We start from the raw sequence: 17,449 nt of genomic DNA on the forward strand, positions 1-17,449 counted from the left end.
TTCGACTGAATTGAGATGTAAAAAGGGCTTATCAGTAATGATAAGCCCTTTTAGATGAATGTTGCTGTTAGTGCTTTCGCTATTGCTGTTGCTTTAGCGCCTGCTCAGCAATTGCTTTATCTAGCTGTGCTTCGACGTATCCTGGCGATTTGGTTGCGCCAGAGATCAATCGATACATGGCGGGTATGATAAGTAAGGTAACGAATGTAGCAAATGCCATACCGAAGAATACCACTGTCCCCACTGCGATACGGCTCTCAGAGCCTGCGCCGGTAGACATAATGAGTGGTATAGCACCAATTAGCGTCGTGAATGCAGTCATCAGAATAGGACGTAGACGTCTCGCTGAGGCGTCAATAATTGCTTGCTCTATCGCTAAACCTTTGTCTCTGAGTTGATTGGCAAACTCGACGATTAGAATACCGTTTTTGGTCACCATACCAATCAGCATTATCATGCCTATTTGGCTATAGATGTTTAGTCCTTGTCCAGTTAAATAGAGTCCTAAGAAGCCACCGAAAACACCCATTGGTACCGTAAACATCACCACTAATGGGTTGATGAAGCTTTCAAATTGTGCGGCTAGCACTAAGTAAGCAACCAGTAAAGCTAAACCAAATACCATGAATATACTGCTTTGGTTCTCTTTAAAGTCCTTTGACTCGCCGGTATAAGCAACGGAGATATCACTTGGCAGCATCTCAATGGCTTTTTGATCTAGAAAGTCTAGCGCTTCACCTAAGGTATAGCCTTCACCTAAGTTAGCTTTAAGGGTTATCGACTTTTGCTTGTTGTTGTGGCTCAGTTTTTGCGCTGACGCGACCTCTTCAATATGGGTGATGGTATCTAGGGTGATAAGCTCTCCTTTAGCTGAGCGCATGTAGATCTGGCTTAGATCCGCCACGCTATTAAAGCTATTTTCATCACCACGAAGATACACGTCATACTCTTCACCGCGCTCTACAAACGTGGTTTCACTGCGACCACCTAACATCACCTCAAGTGTTTCAGACACCTCTGCAACGCTAACGCCTAGTTCAGCTGCACGTTCACGGTCAACGGTGACCACGAGCTCTGGTGTGGTCTCTTTATAGTCGATTTCCGGGCCTTCTAGTATCGGGCTATAGAGTGCCTCTTCCTCTAATGCCGTTGCCCATTTGAATAACTCTTTATAGTCAGAGCCACCAAGAACAAACTGCACAGGCTCACTGGAACCGCCCCTAAAGCCTGGTAGCATTGGCCGCACCATTACGTCGGGGATCCCCTTTAACGCTTGGGCGATAACCCCCAGTGCTTGTTGGGCATTAACAGTTCGCTCATTCCAGTCTTCTAGCTGAATAATCACAAAGCCAGTTTGGTCGCCAGCACGGCCACCAAAAGCGGGCGCTTGAATACTAAAAGATTTGACGACGCCTTGGCCTAACAGTGGCATTAGCTTTTTCTCTGCTATCTCCATATTAGCGGCCATACGGTTGTAACTGGTGCCTTCAGCGCCTTTGATAAAGGCAAATATTACGCCTCTATCTTCTTGCGGGGCAAGTTGAGCTGGGACTTGTTTCATCAAGAATCCGCTACCGACAATACAAGCGATGATGACTAAAGGCGCGGCCAGTCTTAATGACACTGCTTTGCTAACGACTCGGCGATAGAGCTGTTCTAGCCGTGCGAATTTAGCTTCAACCCACAAGTTAAAACGGCTTGGCTTTACATTGGCCTTTAATAACTTACTGCCCAGCACTGGGGTTAGGGTGAGTGCCACAATTGAAGAGAAGATGACTGAGACTGCTAGCATGACTGAGAACTCAGTAAACAGTAGACCAACCATACCCTCCATAAACGAGATTGGTAAGAATACCATTACCAATACCGCGGTGGTTGCCACAACAGCAAAGCCAACTTCTCGGGTACCTTTGTAGGCTGCCAGAATAGGCGGCTCACCTTTTTCGATGTGATGGAAGATATTCTCAACCACCACAATAGCGTCATCGACCACTAGGCCAATCGAGAGGATAAGCGCCATTAAGGTCAATAGATTAATTGAAAAGCCAAAACTATTGGCTGCAATAAAAGCGGATATCAAAGATACCGGCACTGTGACAGCCGGGATAAGGGTTGCACGGGCTTGTCCGATAAAAATATAAAGAACTAATATCACCAGTAGGGCAGTGATGGCTAAAGTGTTAAACACTTCATCAATTGAGCGGTCGATAAATACGGTAGAGTCATAATCAACAATAAGTTTGGTGCCCTCTGGCAGGAATTGTTGAATGCGGTCGACCTCTTTGTGCACATCTTGGGCTACTTCTAGCGGGTTAGCATCTGATTGCGGCACAACACCTAAACTGATGTTGACCACACCGTCACTTTTAAAGGTAGAGTTTTCATTTTCTGCACCAATAAAGACATCGGCAACATCCTTTAAATAGACTGGCGTACCGTCGCTTGCACGGCGCAGTACTAAATAATCAAAGTCTTCTGGGTTTTGATATAGCCTTGCGGTTCTTACTGCCATTACAGTGGTGTCGTTTCTGACCTCACCGCCGGGTGTTTCGACGTTCTCTTGGTTGAGTACTTTAATAATGTCGCTAGCGGTAACTTGCCTACCTGCCATAAGTTCAGGTTTGAGCTGAACGTACATCACTTTGTATAGGCCGCCAGAAATGTCGACGCTGCTTACACCACTAATTAAGCTAAAGCGGTCTTCAAGTACACGTTGGGCATAATCGGTAAGCTGAGTTCTATCCATGATGGATGAGCTAAGGTTTACGTAGACCGATGGCTCACCAGTACCGTTATCTTTTGATACGATAGGATCGTTTGCCTCGTCGGGAAGTCGACGTTGAGCACGCGCAACGGCGTCACGCACGTCACTGACACCTTCGGTAAGATCCCAGCCTAAGAAAAAGGTTACAGTAATGCGGCTCATGCCATTCCGGGTCACTGATTCTATTTGGTCGACACCACTAATACCGGTGAGTTCATCTTCTAATGCGGTGGTGATTTGGCTTTCCATGATGGTTGCCGAAGCACCGTCATAGGTTGTCATCACAGTAACAACAGGGCTTTCAACGTCTGGCATTTCACGAACAGCGAGTTTACTGAACGAGACTGCACCAAAGACACACAGTAATAAGCTTAAAACAATGGCGACAACAGGGCGCTTAACGGATACATCTGATAACCACATTTAGATGCTACCTCGTGCTTGCTCTGTCTGTTGTTCAGCATCTTTAGCTATTGCTGAATTAGTGAGATCTTCAACCCGTAAGCCATCACGCATATTAACCAGCCCTTGAACTACAACTTTATCGCCAATGGCTAGGCCATCGGTGATCAATACTTCATTGTCGATACGTGCACCTAGGGTAACTTTAGTGCGCTTGGCGAGCCCGTCCTCACCGACGACATATACAAAGCGGTTGGTGCCTGAGTATTCAAGTGCTTGTACTGGAATCACAGGTTCTGAGACACTAGGGAATACCAAGGTTGCTGACATCATCATGCCAGGTTTTAGGTGATGTTGAGGGTTGTCAAACTGCACTCTTACCCGAAGGTTAAGAGTGTCTTGGTTGACACGAGAATCAATAGCCGTCACTTTGCCGGCAAATTGGGTATCTGGCCATGCTCTGCTGGTGGCTAGCACATTCATGCCCGGGCTTAACATGGCGAGGTAATGCTCTGGTACTTGTAGATCTAAACGCATGCTAGATAGATCGTCCAAAGTCAGCAGTTCTGTGCCCGCGGTGACCATTTTTCCTTGGCTAAAATCGATTAAACCAGCAGTGCCAGAGAAAGGGGCACTTAGATAATGATAATCAAGGTCGGCTTGCGCTGCGGCGAGCCTAGCGGTTGCCATGTCGACACTGGCTTTTTGGGCATCAATCTCTGTTTGAGTAATGGCATTACGGCTAATCAGTTTTGAAAATTCGGTGAGCTTACGTTTCTCATCGGCTAGGTAGCTAGCAGCTTCTGCCAGTGCGGCTTGAGCTTTGGCATCATCAAGCTGAACTAACAGTTGACCAGCTGTGATATCTTGATCTGAACTGACGTTAATTGAGCGGATCTTGCCAGCAATCTGCGGTGCGATGAAGACAGACTCCTCTGCATCGAGTTTACCAACAAGAGAAAGGGACTGAGCTAACTCATGCTGATCGACAATACCGGTGATTACCGGAACCGTGCGCACTGCTCGCTCATTTTTAGCAGGTCTTTTTGCTTCAGATAGAGTGCTATATGTTAGCGCGCCCGCTAATATAAGAAAGATGGGGATTACAAAAGATGATGCTTTCATGAGTGACTACTTAACGCTACCAAAGTTGCCCCTATTTTAGAAAAAAAACAGCTAGAGTAGGGTAAAGCAATGTAAAGTAAAGAAAATTAGCATTTAATTATTTACAGTTAATTAACTTAAAAGATCGTCTTTTAACATTTATAGCGGTGGAATGATCTTTCTGTTTTCATCTGTTGGCTTTATTTAAAGTGCAAAGTGCTTTAATTAGCTTCTAACGATAAGGTTTAGCTCTCGCGACGTTATGCATAGTTGCATTTTTCACCAGTGGGTTACTCCGTTGTAATTTGGCCACTGGTGTTATGTCGTTATTGGTGCTGGTTATAAATTCTCACGGTTACCGTTATATAAGCCACGTGTAAGCTGCCCGTTTTCTAACAGAAGCAGTTCACCTGATTGACCTTTTTTGATGCTGGTATCAACAGCAATCACTTTATTATTAAACAGTCCTAAAATTCGTTCTTGAGATGTATGGCCGACGACAATATGTTTAACATCAAAATGGTTGAGTATGGTGTCCAGTTCAGTTTCGGTAAATTCTTCTGAAAAGTAACCTCTGTACCATGTAGGGCCATTGCCAAAGAATAAAAAGTTAAGCTCATCATCAGCTTTACGTGATTGCTTTGAAGCATCCACATGTTGTCTGTAAAGTTTGTTGGCTCTCGCTAATGTTAGGTTTCGGCTGATCCATTCGCTGCTGATCCCACCATGCATATAAAGTACATCGTTGATTTTTATTATGGTATTTTTACTTCTGAGCCATTGACCTATTTCTGTATCGGCGCCATAAAGTTTGTCGTAGGAGCGGTCGAGCAGTTTTGCTGCAACATCATAACGCTTATGTACATAACGTAAGTCTCCACCGAGTACCATCTGTTCATGGTTACCCATTAACAGATGTACCATGCCGCCAGCATCCCTTGCTTGTTGGTCGAGTTTATACATAAACCACAGCACTTCATTTATTTGGTGGCCACGATCAAAGATATCACCGGTCATTACCATATGCCCATCACCAAAAGCCCAGTTGCCTTCATCATCGATAATCTCTTGGTTTGTCAGTAATGTAATAAGCACATCAAATTGGCCATGTACATCGCTTAAGGCGACGACTTTTTTAATACCAGAGTATGTATCAGGCATTACCTGTTTTATCTCTGCTGAAATGGTGGCTTGAGGGAGTTGGCCACAGCTTTCTGGCCGCTTCACCTGCTGCTCTATAACAGAGGTGCTTTTGAGGTTGTTGTTACACACCCAGTAAGCAGTACTTTGGCTTGATGATGCAGGTGTTATCACATAAGGGCCATCAAATTCAGCCTTGTCATTTGACATCGCTGCAGTGGTAATTAATGCCAGCCCAAGTATTACAGGGCGAAAAATATCATTCATCATTTCTATATTACTTCTTTTATTATTGTTGGGTTATAGGATTAGCGATTACCAACCAATTAGGTAGCGGCTGCGCTTACTCATCAATTTTTTAATTAATAATGCAATCATATAGGAGATAGCAACTACTAAGAGGGTGACGATTAGTGTGGTAAAGATATTGCCCTTGCCTGCAAGCCCAAACAGATCTGGGCTGTCATATATCATCCACCACGGGGTGGTGAGCCACGGGTGGATAAAGTAAATTGCAAAGCTGACTTCAGCCAGTTTTTGTAATGGAGCAATCGAGATATGTTCAAACTTATTGAGTAGTGCCAATATAACTAAAGTTAGCAACAGTTTTTGCGGCAACATTAGATCGGGAACGGTCATTTCAAACGGGGCTTTGTTGAGCACTCCAGCGCCAAAAAATTGCGCTTGAATCAGTGCGAGTGCAATAGCTGCAACCAGCATTAATAGCCAATATTTATCGATGAATGGAAACAGTTTGTCGCGATGAGCTGAGCCCCAAACCCCCAATAAGTAGCAAGGTAAGAAATAGACTAGTGATTGAATAGCATTGAGGTTTGAAATAGGCCTGTGAACTAAAATAGCGATCACTAGCAGTACCAGAGCCCAGTGCATCACCTGCTGCTTTTTGATCAAATACATTACCCAAGGAGACAGCGCAAACAGCATCATTCCCATAGGGATATACCAGTAAGCAGTTAGGGTGCGTCCGGTGATAACATACCAACTAGCAGCTTGAGCAGGTGCTGTAATATCAGCATAGAGCACATGAAATGCTGGGTCAGTGCCAACAGTCAAGTGCCAAACGATCCATGGTAGTGATAGTAATAAATAGGGTAGAAAAACAAACTTTGTTTTGCTTTTCATATACTTTTTGTAGTCCCAGCGATGATAAAACACATGGTGAAACAGAAACCCTGAAATGAAGACAAAAAATACGGTGCCGTTCATCATCAAGTTAAACCAAGCTTTGTCGGCGAATGTTTCAATTTCCCATCCCGCTGGTCGATAACAGTGTGCCATCACAATGAAAATAATAGCGATACCGCGGAAGTGGTTAATACTATTTAAGAATTTTTTGGGCTTCTTTTCTGTCCCGACAGGCTCTGCTGTTGAGACGGTGGGGTTGCCTTGAGCTTGAGTGAGTTTTTCATCCATGGCTTTGGTTCTTATTATTGTTAATTCACTGATTTAACGCTTAGCATCTCATAATTAGAGTTATTTTGTTGTGAAAATACAACGATGACGTGAATGCAGCTTAGCCTAGCTTATTCTTTGATTAGCGAGCTAGGCAAAAACAGGCTACTGCCCTAGGTTATTTATTAATAGGTTCATTGGTAAATTCGATATTCTGTTGCTTTGATGACGGTGTAACGCCGATGAAATACTCATAGCCTTTTTCTGATTCTGTGTTTGTCTGTTTTTGTTTCTCAGGTGTTGGTATTGTTGTGTTATCGGCAAGCAGAGTGAATTTGGCTTTTTTCTTAGGTTTGATATTACCTTTTGCCACTTCCACACTGGGTAATCGCTCAACACTATTGCTCACTTTGAGTACTTTTGGCTGCTTACTATCTTTGAAGTTATAGCTGAACACACCGTTACCTTCGATTTTTTCTACGCTGGATTTATCATTATTTTGGTATGAAGCCAAAATGCCATGCTTACCTAGCGGTATTTCATGAAATAGCTCTTTACCTGAACCGATTTTTTTACCATTGATAAACCAATCTGCTGGCACGTTGCTGACGAGTGTCACCATTGCCGAGCGCAAGCCTAGCTTTTCGTTTAGAACCGTATCTATTTTGCTGTTATAAGAGGGCTTAAAGTTCATTGCTACTTTATAGCGCAGATCTCCAGCCATATTCATATTGGCATCAACAACTTGATAAGAAAGTAAAACGCTTTTGTCGTTTAAGAATGGTGATTTATTGCGAGTACTCGACAGGATCTGGCTTTTGGATTCTTTTAAGCAATCAGTGATTGATTGAAACTTAGAACATTTTGTAGAGCCACTAATATTAACGGGGTGGTTACTTGTGGTTTTCGAGAGATCGCTGATTAATCGGTTGATTATGTCAGTTTTGAGTTCAAATAGTTGCTGGCTTTTCTGTAGCCTACGCTTATTTACCGCTTCGAACTCTTCCTGAATCGTAAGGCTTTGTCGTTTTAGTGCAGCAGAATCAATTTCTGTTTTTAGGGTTAAGTTAGCAGTTGAATTGATATTGCCTTCTATTTTTGCGTAAAAATCACTCATATCACTTTTGGCTAAAATTTTCTTCGGCAACTGAGTAATAAGCTTTTGGTACTGCGCTTGATTAAGCGCGATTTTATCTTTCAATTCTTGGATATCGTAGGAGCGCTTATTTAATTGTGAAAATTTATCATTAACAGAGATCAGCTCAGAGTCTATATCATATTGGCTCTCTATTCGCTCAAACAGACCTTCCTCGGCAGGGGTTATCACTTTTAATGTTGCAAATGAGTTGCTCGAGAATAAACAAATAACCGCAAGGGGAATTAAACCGTATCTCACTGAAAACTCCGTTTAAAATTATTCACTGAATCACCAACTTTTGTAGCCTCGAAAATACAACAAATTATCGAAGAACAACCTTTTATGTATAATGTATAAAGTATGCTAACTCAGTTAAATTAACTATACAATTAGATTGTGCATTGTTCTGCTATTAATTTGACGGATGGTGGAGAACTGGCGTGACAAACAGGTTGGTAGAAACAAAAACAGAGACCGAAGTCTCTGTTTTGATTTGGGGCGCGACAGTGACTATTTAGTCATACGCTTGTATTTCAAACGATGTGGTTCGACTACATCAGTGCCTAATGTGTCTTTCAGCCATGCTGAGTACTCGGTGTAGTTACCTTCGTAGAAGTTAACCTTACCTTCGTCGCGGTAATCAAGAATGTGCGTCGCAATTCTATCTAAGAACCAACGGTCATGGGAAATAACCATGGCACAACCTGGAAACTCTAATAACGCTTCCTCAAGTGCACGCAAGGTTTCAACATCTAAATCGTTGGTTGGTTCATCGAGTAGTAATACGTTGCCGCCAGCTTGTAATAACTTAGCCAAATGCACACGGTTACGTTCACCGCCCGATAGCGTGCCAATAATTTTTTGCTGATCGCCACCACGGAAGTTAAAGCGGCCAACATAAGCTCGGCTTGGGATCTCGGTATTGTTAATACGCATGATGTCTTGGCCTTCGGAGATCTCTTGCCAGACAGTGTTTTTATCGTTCATTGAATCGCGGAATTGCTCAACCGAGGCAATTTGTACCGATTCGCCTAACTCAACACTGCCGCTATCAGGTTGCTCTGCGCCTGAAATCATTTTGAACAGCGTAGATTTACCTGCACCGTTAGCGCCGATAATACCAACGATTGCGCCTTTAGGCACCGAAAAGCTTAAATCATCAATCAGTACTCGGTCGCCGTATGATTTAGTCAGGTTATTGATCTCAATAACTTTGTCACCCAAACGTGGCCCTGGTGGAATAAACAGCTCGTTGGTTTCGTTACGCTTTTGGTAGTCATTGGTATTAAGCTCTTCAAAACGAGCCATACGAGCCTTACCTTTAGACTGTCTGCCTTTGGCGCCTTGACGTACCCACTCGAGTTCTTTAGCAATGGTTTTTTGTCGAGCACTCTGGGTTGCAGACTCTTGTTGTAAACGCGCGTCTTTTTGCTCTAACCAAGAGGAGTAGTTGCCTTCCCACGGGATCCCTTCGCCGCGATCGAGTTCCAAAATCCAACCCGCTGCATTATCGAGGAAATATCTATCGTGGGTGATCGCCACAACTGTGCCAGTGTAGTCTTGTAAAAAACGCTCTAACCAAGCAACAGATTCAGCATCTAAGTGGTTGGTCGGTTCATCGAGTAGCAGCATGTCAGGCTTTTCAAGTAATAAGCGACAAATTGCAACTCGTCGTCGTTCACCACCTGAGAGTACTTCAATTTTTTCATCCCAATCTGGTAAGCGAAGTGCATTGGCTGCACGTTCTAATACCACATCAAGGTTATGTGCATCTTGTGATTGGATGATGGCTTCAAGCTGACCTTGTTCTTTAGCTAGCGCATCGAAATCAGCATCTGGCTCTGCGTAAAGCGCATAAACCTCATCTAAACGTACCAGTGCGTTTTTAGCATCAGAAACAGCTTCTTCAATCGCTTCGCGCACTGTTTGGGTCGGATCGAGTTTAGGTTCTTGTGGTAGGTAACCAATCTTAAGATCTTGCATTGGCCTTGCTTCACCTTCGATCTCGGTATCGAGGCCAGCCATGATGCGAAGTAGCGTTGATTTACCTGAACCGTTTAGACCCAAGACACCAATTTTGGCACCTGGGAAAAAACTTAAGGAGATATCTTTTAAAATTTGCTTTTTTGGCGGAACAATCTTGCCCACTCTAAGCATGCTGTATACAAACTGAGCCATTTTATTTCTCTTTGACTGGGAATGGCGACGATTCTACTCGAATCGCCGCAGAACTTAAATCTGATCTTTGGCTAATCCTTAAGATGTACAAACACTCAATCGTTCAATAGATGAGTTTAGTAAGCCGTTGTCATCGGGCTGTGACGCTTTGGAACCATAAAGGCATTGCCTACGCTAAGTGAGTAAAAGTGTATCTGGAATTGCTGCTATTTACCTTAAATAAATGTAGCATTATTGTTACATTTATTGGCGGGTCAATTTTAACAATAAGAAAATCATCGCTGGGCGTAGTATGCAGCGATTTAAATTAGTTATTTAAGGGAATAAATTGAATATCAAAAAATATGCAGTATTGAGTGCTGCTGTTTTGGCGCTAAGCCCTCCGTTACTTGCGGTTGAGAGTAATGATTTTACGTCTTTAGTATCCCCACTTCCTTCATCAATGTTAAAAGCTGACGCTGATATCGATGGCGACGATTCAGCGGCATTTTCTACCAGCGATGAAGGATCACCACTAGACAATGCAATAACGCTTCCTCAGTTAGTAGAAAAGGATTGGTGGGGCGCGCTTGCGGAAATAACGACTGTATTGGTTATTGGAGAGTTGCTCTATCAGTCTGGTGAAGAGAGCATGAAGCAAGACTTTGATTATGAGATTGAAGGTAATGCTGGACGGTATTTTGTGGACCGTATTATCTCTACCGAATCTTGGAAGTTAGATGATAACGAAATTGGTATGAATTGGGGGCATGCCTATGCGGGCGCGTTATACCACCAAGCTTTTCGTAACTATAACTTCAACTATTACGAGTCTATGCTTGGTAATTTTATAGCATCTGGAATATGGGAAGTATTTGCTGAGTACAAAGAGGTTGTGAGCATTAATGACCAGATTGTGACTACATTTGGCGGTTCAGTATTGGGAGAAAGCTTTTTTCAATTGGGCGAGATGCTTGATACCAAAGAAGGCTGGGTACCTGCGACCTTTGCTGCAGTGTTTAATCCTTCGCGCGCAATACGCGGTTGGTTTGGTTATAGCAGCCCTAATCGCTTTGACAGACAAAAAGCGCAAGATAGATTCGATATATACACTGGCGTACTTCATTCAATTAAAGAAGCTGAGGATATTTCGACTTCGACGGTATTGCTCGGTGTCGATGCGAGTATTGATAGCATACAAGGGCAATACGATGCACTGTCTGCGACGCCAAGTCAGGTAGAACTCAATATGGAGTTGGGGATCTCTCAAGAGGGGATTGAAGATTGGCAGTTGTCTTCTTCACTTTTTCTAGGTGGATATACTCAACAGGTTAAACCGATGACAGGTTCCCGTGAGTCATGGGGACATAGTTGGTTTGTTGGCCCCTCAATGGGCATCGAGTACTCAAGTTTAGGCCAAGAAGATGAAGAGGATTTTTTTGCGGCGATAAATGTAATCGGTTTGTCGGTTGGTAGTGAGTGGGAAAATGCTGATTTTGCGATCAGTATCCGCGGCGATATATTTGGTGATTTTAGTATGGTTAAACCCTTTGCGGAAAAAAGCTATCGTGCTGCAGGGGGGCAGTTTTGGGGGACTAAGTCGGTACTCTGGGAAGGGGGTTACGCTTATGGATTGGGACATACCGCAAAAGTTAAGTTTGAAGCCAGTTACAGAGAATTGCTCTTAGGGTTAAAAGTGACCTCGCAACGTTGGGATTCGATTGACGATAAAGAGTTTAACCGCAGCAGCGATTGGAACCCTAATAAGAGTGATTTAGATTTCAAGGATGCACGGGATCGTTATGAGGTTTACTTGGGTGTTCCTATTGCTAAAAGTTTTGAGATCAGTGTGCATTACGAACGCATTGACCGCACAGGCAAGCTGGTAGGTATTGATAATTCGTCTGTTTCGTTCAGAAATGATGATAGTGAAAACCGCACGAGTTTGAAGCTTGCTTATAAATACTAATATCCCCACGGACATAGAGATTAACGGGTGAGCAGCCGATTCTTTGTAGGTTGGCTAAAATGAGTGAACAAGTTGGTAGCCGGCTAATTTTTAGAACAGAGTTTTCTGTGATTACACCGCAAGGTAATGAATCGATAGGGTAAAGGTATTTTTGCTATGTAATACAATTGCTGACGCTGTTCATGTTTACTATTTTAGCTCCCTTAAACGCCTCTCACCTTTAAATGCAAGTAATTTCATGTTTCTAATACTGGGATTGTGATCAATTGCGCTGTATCATACCGCGCAACCCTACTATAAGAATTTACAGCTGGAGTGAATAATGCTGAAAAAAGACATGAATATCGCGGATTACGATCCACAACTGTTTGCAGCGATTGAAGATGAAACTCGTCGTCAAGAAGAGCACATCGAACTCATTGCTTCAGAAAACTATACCAGCCCTCGCGTTATTGAAGCACAAGGTACTCAGCTTACTAACAAATATGCCGAAGGTTACCCTGGTAAGCGTTATTATGGCGGCTGTGAGCATGTTGATATTGTTGAAGAATTAGCGATTTCACGCGCAAAAGAGTTGTTTGGCGCAACGTACGCTAACGTACAGCCACATTCTGGTTCACAGGCTAACGCGGCAGTATTCATGGCACTTCTAGAGGGTGGCGATACCGTACTAGGTATGAGCCTTGCTCATGGTGGTCATTTAACTCACGGGTCACACGTTAGTTTCTCTGGCAAGTTATACAATGCTGTTCAGTACGGTATTGACGAATCAACAGGCAAAATTGATTACGCTGAAGTTGAGCGTTTAGCTGTTGAACATAAGCCTAAAATGATTATTGCAGGTTTCAGTGCATATTCAGGTATCGTCGATTGGGGCAAGTTCCGTGAAATCGCAGATAAAGTAGGTGCTTACTTATTTGTCGATATGGCTCACGTTGCAGGTCTTGTCGCTGCTGGTATCTATCCTAACCCATTGCCTCATGCGCATGTAGTGACAACTACAACCCATAAGACATTAGCTGGCCCACGTGGCGGTTTGATCTTATCAGCTATTGATGATGAAGCTATTTACAAGAAGCTTAACTCTGCAGTATTCCCAGGTGGCCAAGGTGGTCCTTTAATGCACGTTATCGCTGCTAAAGCGGTTGCATTTAAAGAAGCACTAGATCCAGAATTTACAACATACCAAGAGCAAGTGGTTGTTAACGCAAAAGCAATGGCACGCACTTTCATTGAGCGTGGTTATGATGTTGTTTCTGGCGGTACCGATAACCACCTATTCTTGCTTGATTTGATCAGCAAGGATATGACGGGTAAAGATGCTGACGCTGCACTTGGTAATGCAAACATTACGGTTAACAAAAACTCAGTGCCGAACGACCCGCGCTCACCATTTGTAACATCAGGCCTGCGTATTGGTTCTCCTGCTATTACCCGTCGTGGTTTTGGTGAAGAAGAGTCAGTATTGCTGACTAACTGGATGTGTGACGTCCTTGATGACATTACTGATCTTGCTGTTAGCGAGCGAGTGAAAGCGCAGGTTCTTGAATTGTGCGCTAAGTTCCCTGTTTACGGTTAACCTTAAGCGTTAAATCAGGTAAACTTTAATGGCCGCATTTATGCGGCCATTTTTGTTGGCATTTCAGCCAAATTTGATACCAGTATTTTGTTCCACTTATTAACTGACCGGAGGCCAGATGCATTGTCCATTTTGCAGCGCAACAGACACTAAAGTGATTGACTCTCGACTCGTCGCTGATGGTCATCAAGTACGTCGTCGTAGAGAGTGCGTGCAGTGCCATGAGCGTTATACTACTTTTGAAGGTGCTGAACTTGTTATGCCGCGAGTGGTGAAGCAAGATGGTAGCCGACAGCCTTTCGATGAAGAAAAGCTCCGTGGCGGCATGCTTCGAGCGGTAGAAAAAAGACCGGTATCGATGGATCAAATTGAACAGTCTTTAACTAAGATTAAATCAACACTGCGTGCAACTGGCGAACGTGAAGTCAAATCAGAGATGATTGGTAACCTAATGATGGACCAATTGGTTAATCTCGATAAAGTGGCCTACATCCGTTTTGCATCGGTTTATCGCGCATTTGAAGATGTGTCAGAGTTTGGCGAAGCTATTGCTAACTTACAGAAATAGTCGTACCCATTTATTAGCTTAATTGATCAATCGGAACTCGCTACATTATGTGGTCAACTGAAGACAATCAAATGATGAGCCTCGCTATTGAGTTAGCACAAAAAGGGCTCTACACCACCAGACCCAATCCGTGTGTTGGCAGCGTCATCGTTAAAGATAGCGTTATTGTCGGTGAGGGTTATCATATTCGCGCTGGCGGTCCCCACGCAGAAGTTTACGCCCTTAATATGGCAGGTGATGACGCCAAAGGCGCAACCGCCTACGTTACTCTTGAGCCTTGCAGCCATTACGGCCGCACTCCTCCTTGTGCTAAAGCACTCATTGAGGCCGGAGTGAACCGAGTTGTCGTTGCTGTTACGGACCCTAATCCGCAAGTATCGGGCCGCGGCATAGCCATGTTGCAAAAAGCAGGAATTAAGGTTGATGTTGGTTTACTAACCGATGCTGCTAAGCAGGTTAACCTTGGTTTTTTAAAGCGTATGCAGCAAGGCTTGCCATGGGTAACGGTTAAGTTAGCCGCTAGCCTTGATGGTAAAACGGCATTATCTAACGGTGAGTCAAAATGGATTACAGGTCCTGAGGCTCGAAGAGATGTGCAGCGAGTTCGTGCGAGGCACTGTGCACTCATCACTGGTGTTGAAACCGTCTTGGCCGATAACCCAAGTTTAAATGTACGTCACAGTGAGCTGGGATCTTTATCAAATGAGATCGCACCAGCAGAAGTGTATCAGCCTTTGCGTGTAATATTAGACAGCCAAGCTAGGCTTGGGGCTGCATTGAATATGTTTAGTATTACTAACCCTGTTTTACTGGTGAGTACTCGCGACTATCCAGAATCAGTAAAATCTCAATGGCCTGCTCATGTGAGTTATCAAGTTTTGCCAGCGAAAGATAATCGAGTGGATCTACAGGCTTTACTTACACTGTTAGGCGAAACTTGTAACTCAGTGCTCGTGGAGGCGGGGGCGACTCTTGCTGGGGCATTTGTAGCGAGTCATTGCGTTGATGAAATAATTTTATATCAAGCGATGAAGATACTTGGTGCTGGAGGCAGAGATCTGCTCGCGCTGCCTGATTTCGAGAAAATGTCAGAGATCCCAAGTATTGATGTAATAGATGAACGAAAAGTGGGTAAAGATACCCGCTTAACATTAAGAATGAGTAACTAACTTTATGTTTACTGGAATTATTGAATCGGTAGGCCATCTGCGCAAAGTAGAACGCCGTGGTGATGACATTAGATTGACCGTCGCAAGTGGCAAGCTTGACCTGTCAGATGTAAAGCTAGGTGATAGTATTGCGACCAATGGTGTGTGCTTAACGGTTGTTGAGCGTTTAGCTGATGGTTATGTTGCCGATATATCTGCCGAAACGGTTAGTTTAACAGGATTTGCTCATTACGCCGTAGGTACCGCGGTAAACTTAGAGAAGGCGGTCACTCCGACAACTCGTCTTGGTGGGCATATGGTCAGCGGCCATGTTGATGGCATCGCTCATGTTGATGATAGACAAGTACGCGGCCAAGCCATAGAGTTTTGGCTGACGCCTCCGGCTGAGTTAGGTCGCTATATTGCTCATAAAGGTTCGATCACAATCGATGGTGTCAGCTTGACGGTTAATGAGGTGCAAGGGCACCGTTTTAGATTGACCATCGTGCCTCATACCGCAGGCGAAACAACGCTAATAGATTTAAAAGCAGGGGATAGCGTCAATATCGAAGTAGACCTTATTGCCCGACACTTAGAAAGATTGATGAGTTACTCATCAGAGCAGCAAGCAGAGCAACCAAAGTCAGAAGTTACTATGGATTTGTTAGCTCGCTCAGGGTTTTTAAGATAAAAACTGGCTTAAGACTATTTTAACGATAGTATTTGTCATTAGAAAATCCTACAAAATAATCATTACATTTATTTACTGCAGTGCCACAAGCGGCTTATTGATTAGCGACCTCAGCTAACGCAGTAATACAAAAATAAAGGTCTAAACATGGCGTTACATAGTATAGAAGAGATCATTGAAGATATTCGTCTAGGTAAGATGGTTATCTTGATGGATGATGAAGACAGAGAAAATGAAGGCGACCTTATTATGGCTGCTGACATGGTGACGCCTGAGGCCGTTAACTTTATGGCCACTTTTGGTCGAGGTCTTATTTGTCAGACATTAACTAAAGAGCGCTGCCAGCAGCTAAACCTTCCGTTGATGGTAACTAATAATAATGCGCAGTTTTCAACTAACTTTACCGTGTCAATTGAAGCGGCTGAGGGTGTAACAACGGGCATATCAGCTCAAGATCGCGCCGTGACGGTTAAAGCTGCTGTTGGTAAAGACGCAAAACCCGCTGATATTGTTCAGCCAGGTCATATTTTTCCATTGATGGCGCAAGAGGGAGGTGTGCTCATTCGCGCAGGTCATACTGAAGCGGGCTGTGATTTGGCAAGGCTTGCAGGCTTTGAAGCATCATCAGTGATTGTTGAAATCCTTAACGACGACGGCACTATGGCACGTCGTCCGGATCTTGAAATCTTTGCTGAAAAGCATGGTTTAAAGATGGGCACCATTGCTGACTTAATTGAATACCGTAATACTAAAGAGACCAGTGTTGTGCGCGAAGCACAGTGTAAGCTACCCACTCGTTTTGGCGAGTTTGATATGCTGACTTTCCGTGACACTATCGATAACCAATTACACTACGTATTGGTTAAAGGTCCTGTTACTGAGAATGCACTGGTTCGTGTTCACTTACAAAATACCTTTAACGATTTATTGCATTCTGAGCGTGATCAGCAGCGTAGCTGGCCGTTAGAGAAGGCAATGCAGCGTATTGGTGATGAAGGCGGTGTACTTGTGCTGCTTGGTCATCAAGAGCATAGCAGTGACATTTTGGCTAAAGTTAAAGCATTCGAAGCTGAAGATAACGGCAGTGCTCCTATTGCAGCTAAGTGGCAAGGGACATCACGCCAAGTGGGTGTTGGCTCGCAAATTCTAGCTAACGTAGGGGTCACGTCTATGCGTCTGTTGAGTTCACCAAAGCGTTATCATTCACTCTCAGGCTTTGGCTTGGAAGTTACTGAATATATAGCAGAATAAATTTTGTTGGTGGCGATTATTATCGCCCGAGGCACAATTTCACTCTTTTCTTATAAATTGCATAGGGATCAGCGTAAGTGGCTGTGGTATCATACCGCCTCTTCCGCCCCCATGCTGGGTCATTA

Annotated in this window: 12 protein-coding genes; 6 read left to right on the top strand and 6 right to left on the bottom strand. The window is 43.8% G+C overall.

Annotated elements, in window-relative coordinates; all coding sequences use genetic code 11:
- Positions 1-79: 79 nt before the first annotated feature.
- The 6 genes from L2730_RS07390 to ettA all read right to left on the bottom strand — a co-directional run bounded on the left by L2730_RS07390 (position 80) and on the right by ettA (position 10,139).
- The gene (locus L2730_RS07390) at positions 80-3,187 is read right to left on the bottom strand and encodes a multidrug efflux RND transporter permease subunit (protein WP_248974013.1); all 3,108 of its coding nucleotides are present in this window, start codon (positions 3,185-3,187) and stop codon (positions 80-82) included.
- The gene (locus L2730_RS07395; protein ID WP_248974014.1) at positions 3,188-4,291 is read right to left on the bottom strand and encodes an efflux RND transporter periplasmic adaptor subunit; all 1,104 of its coding nucleotides are present in this window, start codon (positions 4,289-4,291) and stop codon (positions 3,188-3,190) included.
- A gap of 318 nt (positions 4,292-4,609) precedes the next feature.
- Positions 4,610-5,677 carry a shewanella-like protein phosphatase gene (locus tag L2730_RS07400; RefSeq protein ID WP_428848444.1) on the bottom strand — a complete coding sequence of 356 codons (1,068 nt, stop codon included), beginning with the start codon at positions 5,675-5,677 and terminating at the stop codon, positions 4,610-4,612.
- 48 nt (positions 5,678-5,725) lie between these two features.
- On the bottom strand, positions 5,726-6,844 hold the full coding sequence (locus L2730_RS07405; protein WP_248974015.1) for an acyltransferase family protein: 1,119 nt from the start codon (positions 6,842-6,844) through the stop codon (positions 5,726-5,728).
- Positions 6,845-7,001: 157 nt separating this feature from the next.
- Positions 7,002-8,219: a hypothetical protein gene (locus tag L2730_RS07410; protein ID WP_248974016.1), complete on the bottom strand. Its 1,218-nt coding sequence runs from the start codon at positions 8,217-8,219 to the stop codon at positions 7,002-7,004.
- 252 nt (positions 8,220-8,471) lie between these two features.
- Positions 8,472-10,139 carry an energy-dependent translational throttle protein EttA gene (ettA, locus tag L2730_RS07415; RefSeq protein WP_248974017.1) on the bottom strand — a complete coding sequence of 556 codons (1,668 nt, stop codon included), beginning with the start codon at positions 10,137-10,139 and terminating at the stop codon, positions 8,472-8,474.
- Positions 10,140-10,467: 328 nt separating this feature from the next.
- Here ettA and L2730_RS07420 point away from each other — a divergent pair, with 328 nt between their 5' ends.
- The 6 genes from L2730_RS07420 to ribBA all read left to right on the top strand — a co-directional run bounded on the left by L2730_RS07420 (position 10,468) and on the right by ribBA (position 17,324).
- Positions 10,468-12,087 (top strand): DUF3943 domain-containing protein, encoded by a 1,620-nt coding sequence (locus L2730_RS07420; RefSeq protein ID WP_248974018.1) that lies wholly within the window; start codon positions 10,468-10,470, stop codon positions 12,085-12,087.
- A 322-nt stretch (positions 12,088-12,409) separates the two neighbouring features.
- Positions 12,410-13,666: a serine hydroxymethyltransferase gene (gene glyA, locus L2730_RS07425; protein ID WP_248974019.1), complete on the top strand. Its 1,257-nt coding sequence runs from the start codon at positions 12,410-12,412 to the stop codon at positions 13,664-13,666.
- 118 nt (positions 13,667-13,784) lie between these two features.
- On the top strand, positions 13,785-14,234 hold the full coding sequence (nrdR, locus tag L2730_RS07430) for a transcriptional regulator NrdR (protein WP_020911503.1): 450 nt from the start codon (positions 13,785-13,787) through the stop codon (positions 14,232-14,234).
- Positions 14,235-14,281: 47 nt separating this feature from the next.
- Positions 14,282-15,403 (top strand): bifunctional diaminohydroxyphosphoribosylaminopyrimidine deaminase/5-amino-6-(5-phosphoribosylamino)uracil reductase RibD, encoded by a 1,122-nt coding sequence (gene ribD, locus L2730_RS07435; protein ID WP_248974020.1) that lies wholly within the window; start codon positions 14,282-14,284, stop codon positions 15,401-15,403.
- Positions 15,404-15,407: 4 nt separating this feature from the next.
- The gene (locus tag L2730_RS07440) at positions 15,408-16,073 is read left to right on the top strand and encodes a riboflavin synthase (protein ID WP_248974021.1); all 666 of its coding nucleotides are present in this window, start codon (positions 15,408-15,410) and stop codon (positions 16,071-16,073) included.
- A gap of 147 nt (positions 16,074-16,220) precedes the next feature.
- Positions 16,221-17,324 carry a bifunctional 3,4-dihydroxy-2-butanone-4-phosphate synthase/GTP cyclohydrolase II gene (gene ribBA / locus L2730_RS07445; RefSeq protein WP_248974022.1) on the top strand — a complete coding sequence of 368 codons (1,104 nt, stop codon included), beginning with the start codon at positions 16,221-16,223 and terminating at the stop codon, positions 17,322-17,324.
- The last annotated feature ends 125 nt before the right edge of the window (positions 17,325-17,449 follow it).

The sequence above is a fragment of the Shewanella kaireitica genome (assembly GCF_023284045.1).
Classification (GTDB): domain Bacteria; phylum Pseudomonadota; class Gammaproteobacteria; order Enterobacterales; family Shewanellaceae; genus Shewanella; species Shewanella kaireitica.

Bases quoted from the DNA above. Each gene is read 5' to 3' on its own strand.
- L2730_RS07390 (WP_248974013.1), bottom strand. From the start codon at position 3,187: ATGTGGTTATCAGATGTATCCGTTAAGCGCCCTGTTGTCGCCATTGTT.
- L2730_RS07395 (WP_248974014.1), bottom strand. From the start codon at position 4,291: ATGAAAGCATCATCTTTTGTAATCCCCATCTTTCTTATATTAGCGGGC.
- L2730_RS07400 (WP_428848444.1), bottom strand. From the start codon at position 5,677: ATGAATGATATTTTTCGCCCTGTAATACTTGGGCTGGCATTAATTACC.
- L2730_RS07405 (WP_248974015.1), bottom strand. From the start codon at position 6,844: ATGGATGAAAAACTCACTCAAGCTCAAGGCAACCCCACCGTCTCAACA.
- ettA (WP_248974017.1), bottom strand. From the start codon at position 10,139: ATGGCTCAGTTTGTATACAGCATGCTTAGAGTGGGCAAGATTGTTCCG.
- glyA (WP_248974019.1), top strand. From the start codon at position 12,410: ATGCTGAAAAAAGACATGAATATCGCGGATTACGATCCACAACTGTTT.
- nrdR (WP_020911503.1), top strand. From the start codon at position 13,785: ATGCATTGTCCATTTTGCAGCGCAACAGACACTAAAGTGATTGACTCT.
- ribD (WP_248974020.1), top strand. From the start codon at position 14,282: ATGTGGTCAACTGAAGACAATCAAATGATGAGCCTCGCTATTGAGTTA.
- L2730_RS07440 (WP_248974021.1), top strand. From the start codon at position 15,408: ATGTTTACTGGAATTATTGAATCGGTAGGCCATCTGCGCAAAGTAGAA.
- ribBA (WP_248974022.1), top strand. From the start codon at position 16,221: ATGGCGTTACATAGTATAGAAGAGATCATTGAAGATATTCGTCTAGGT.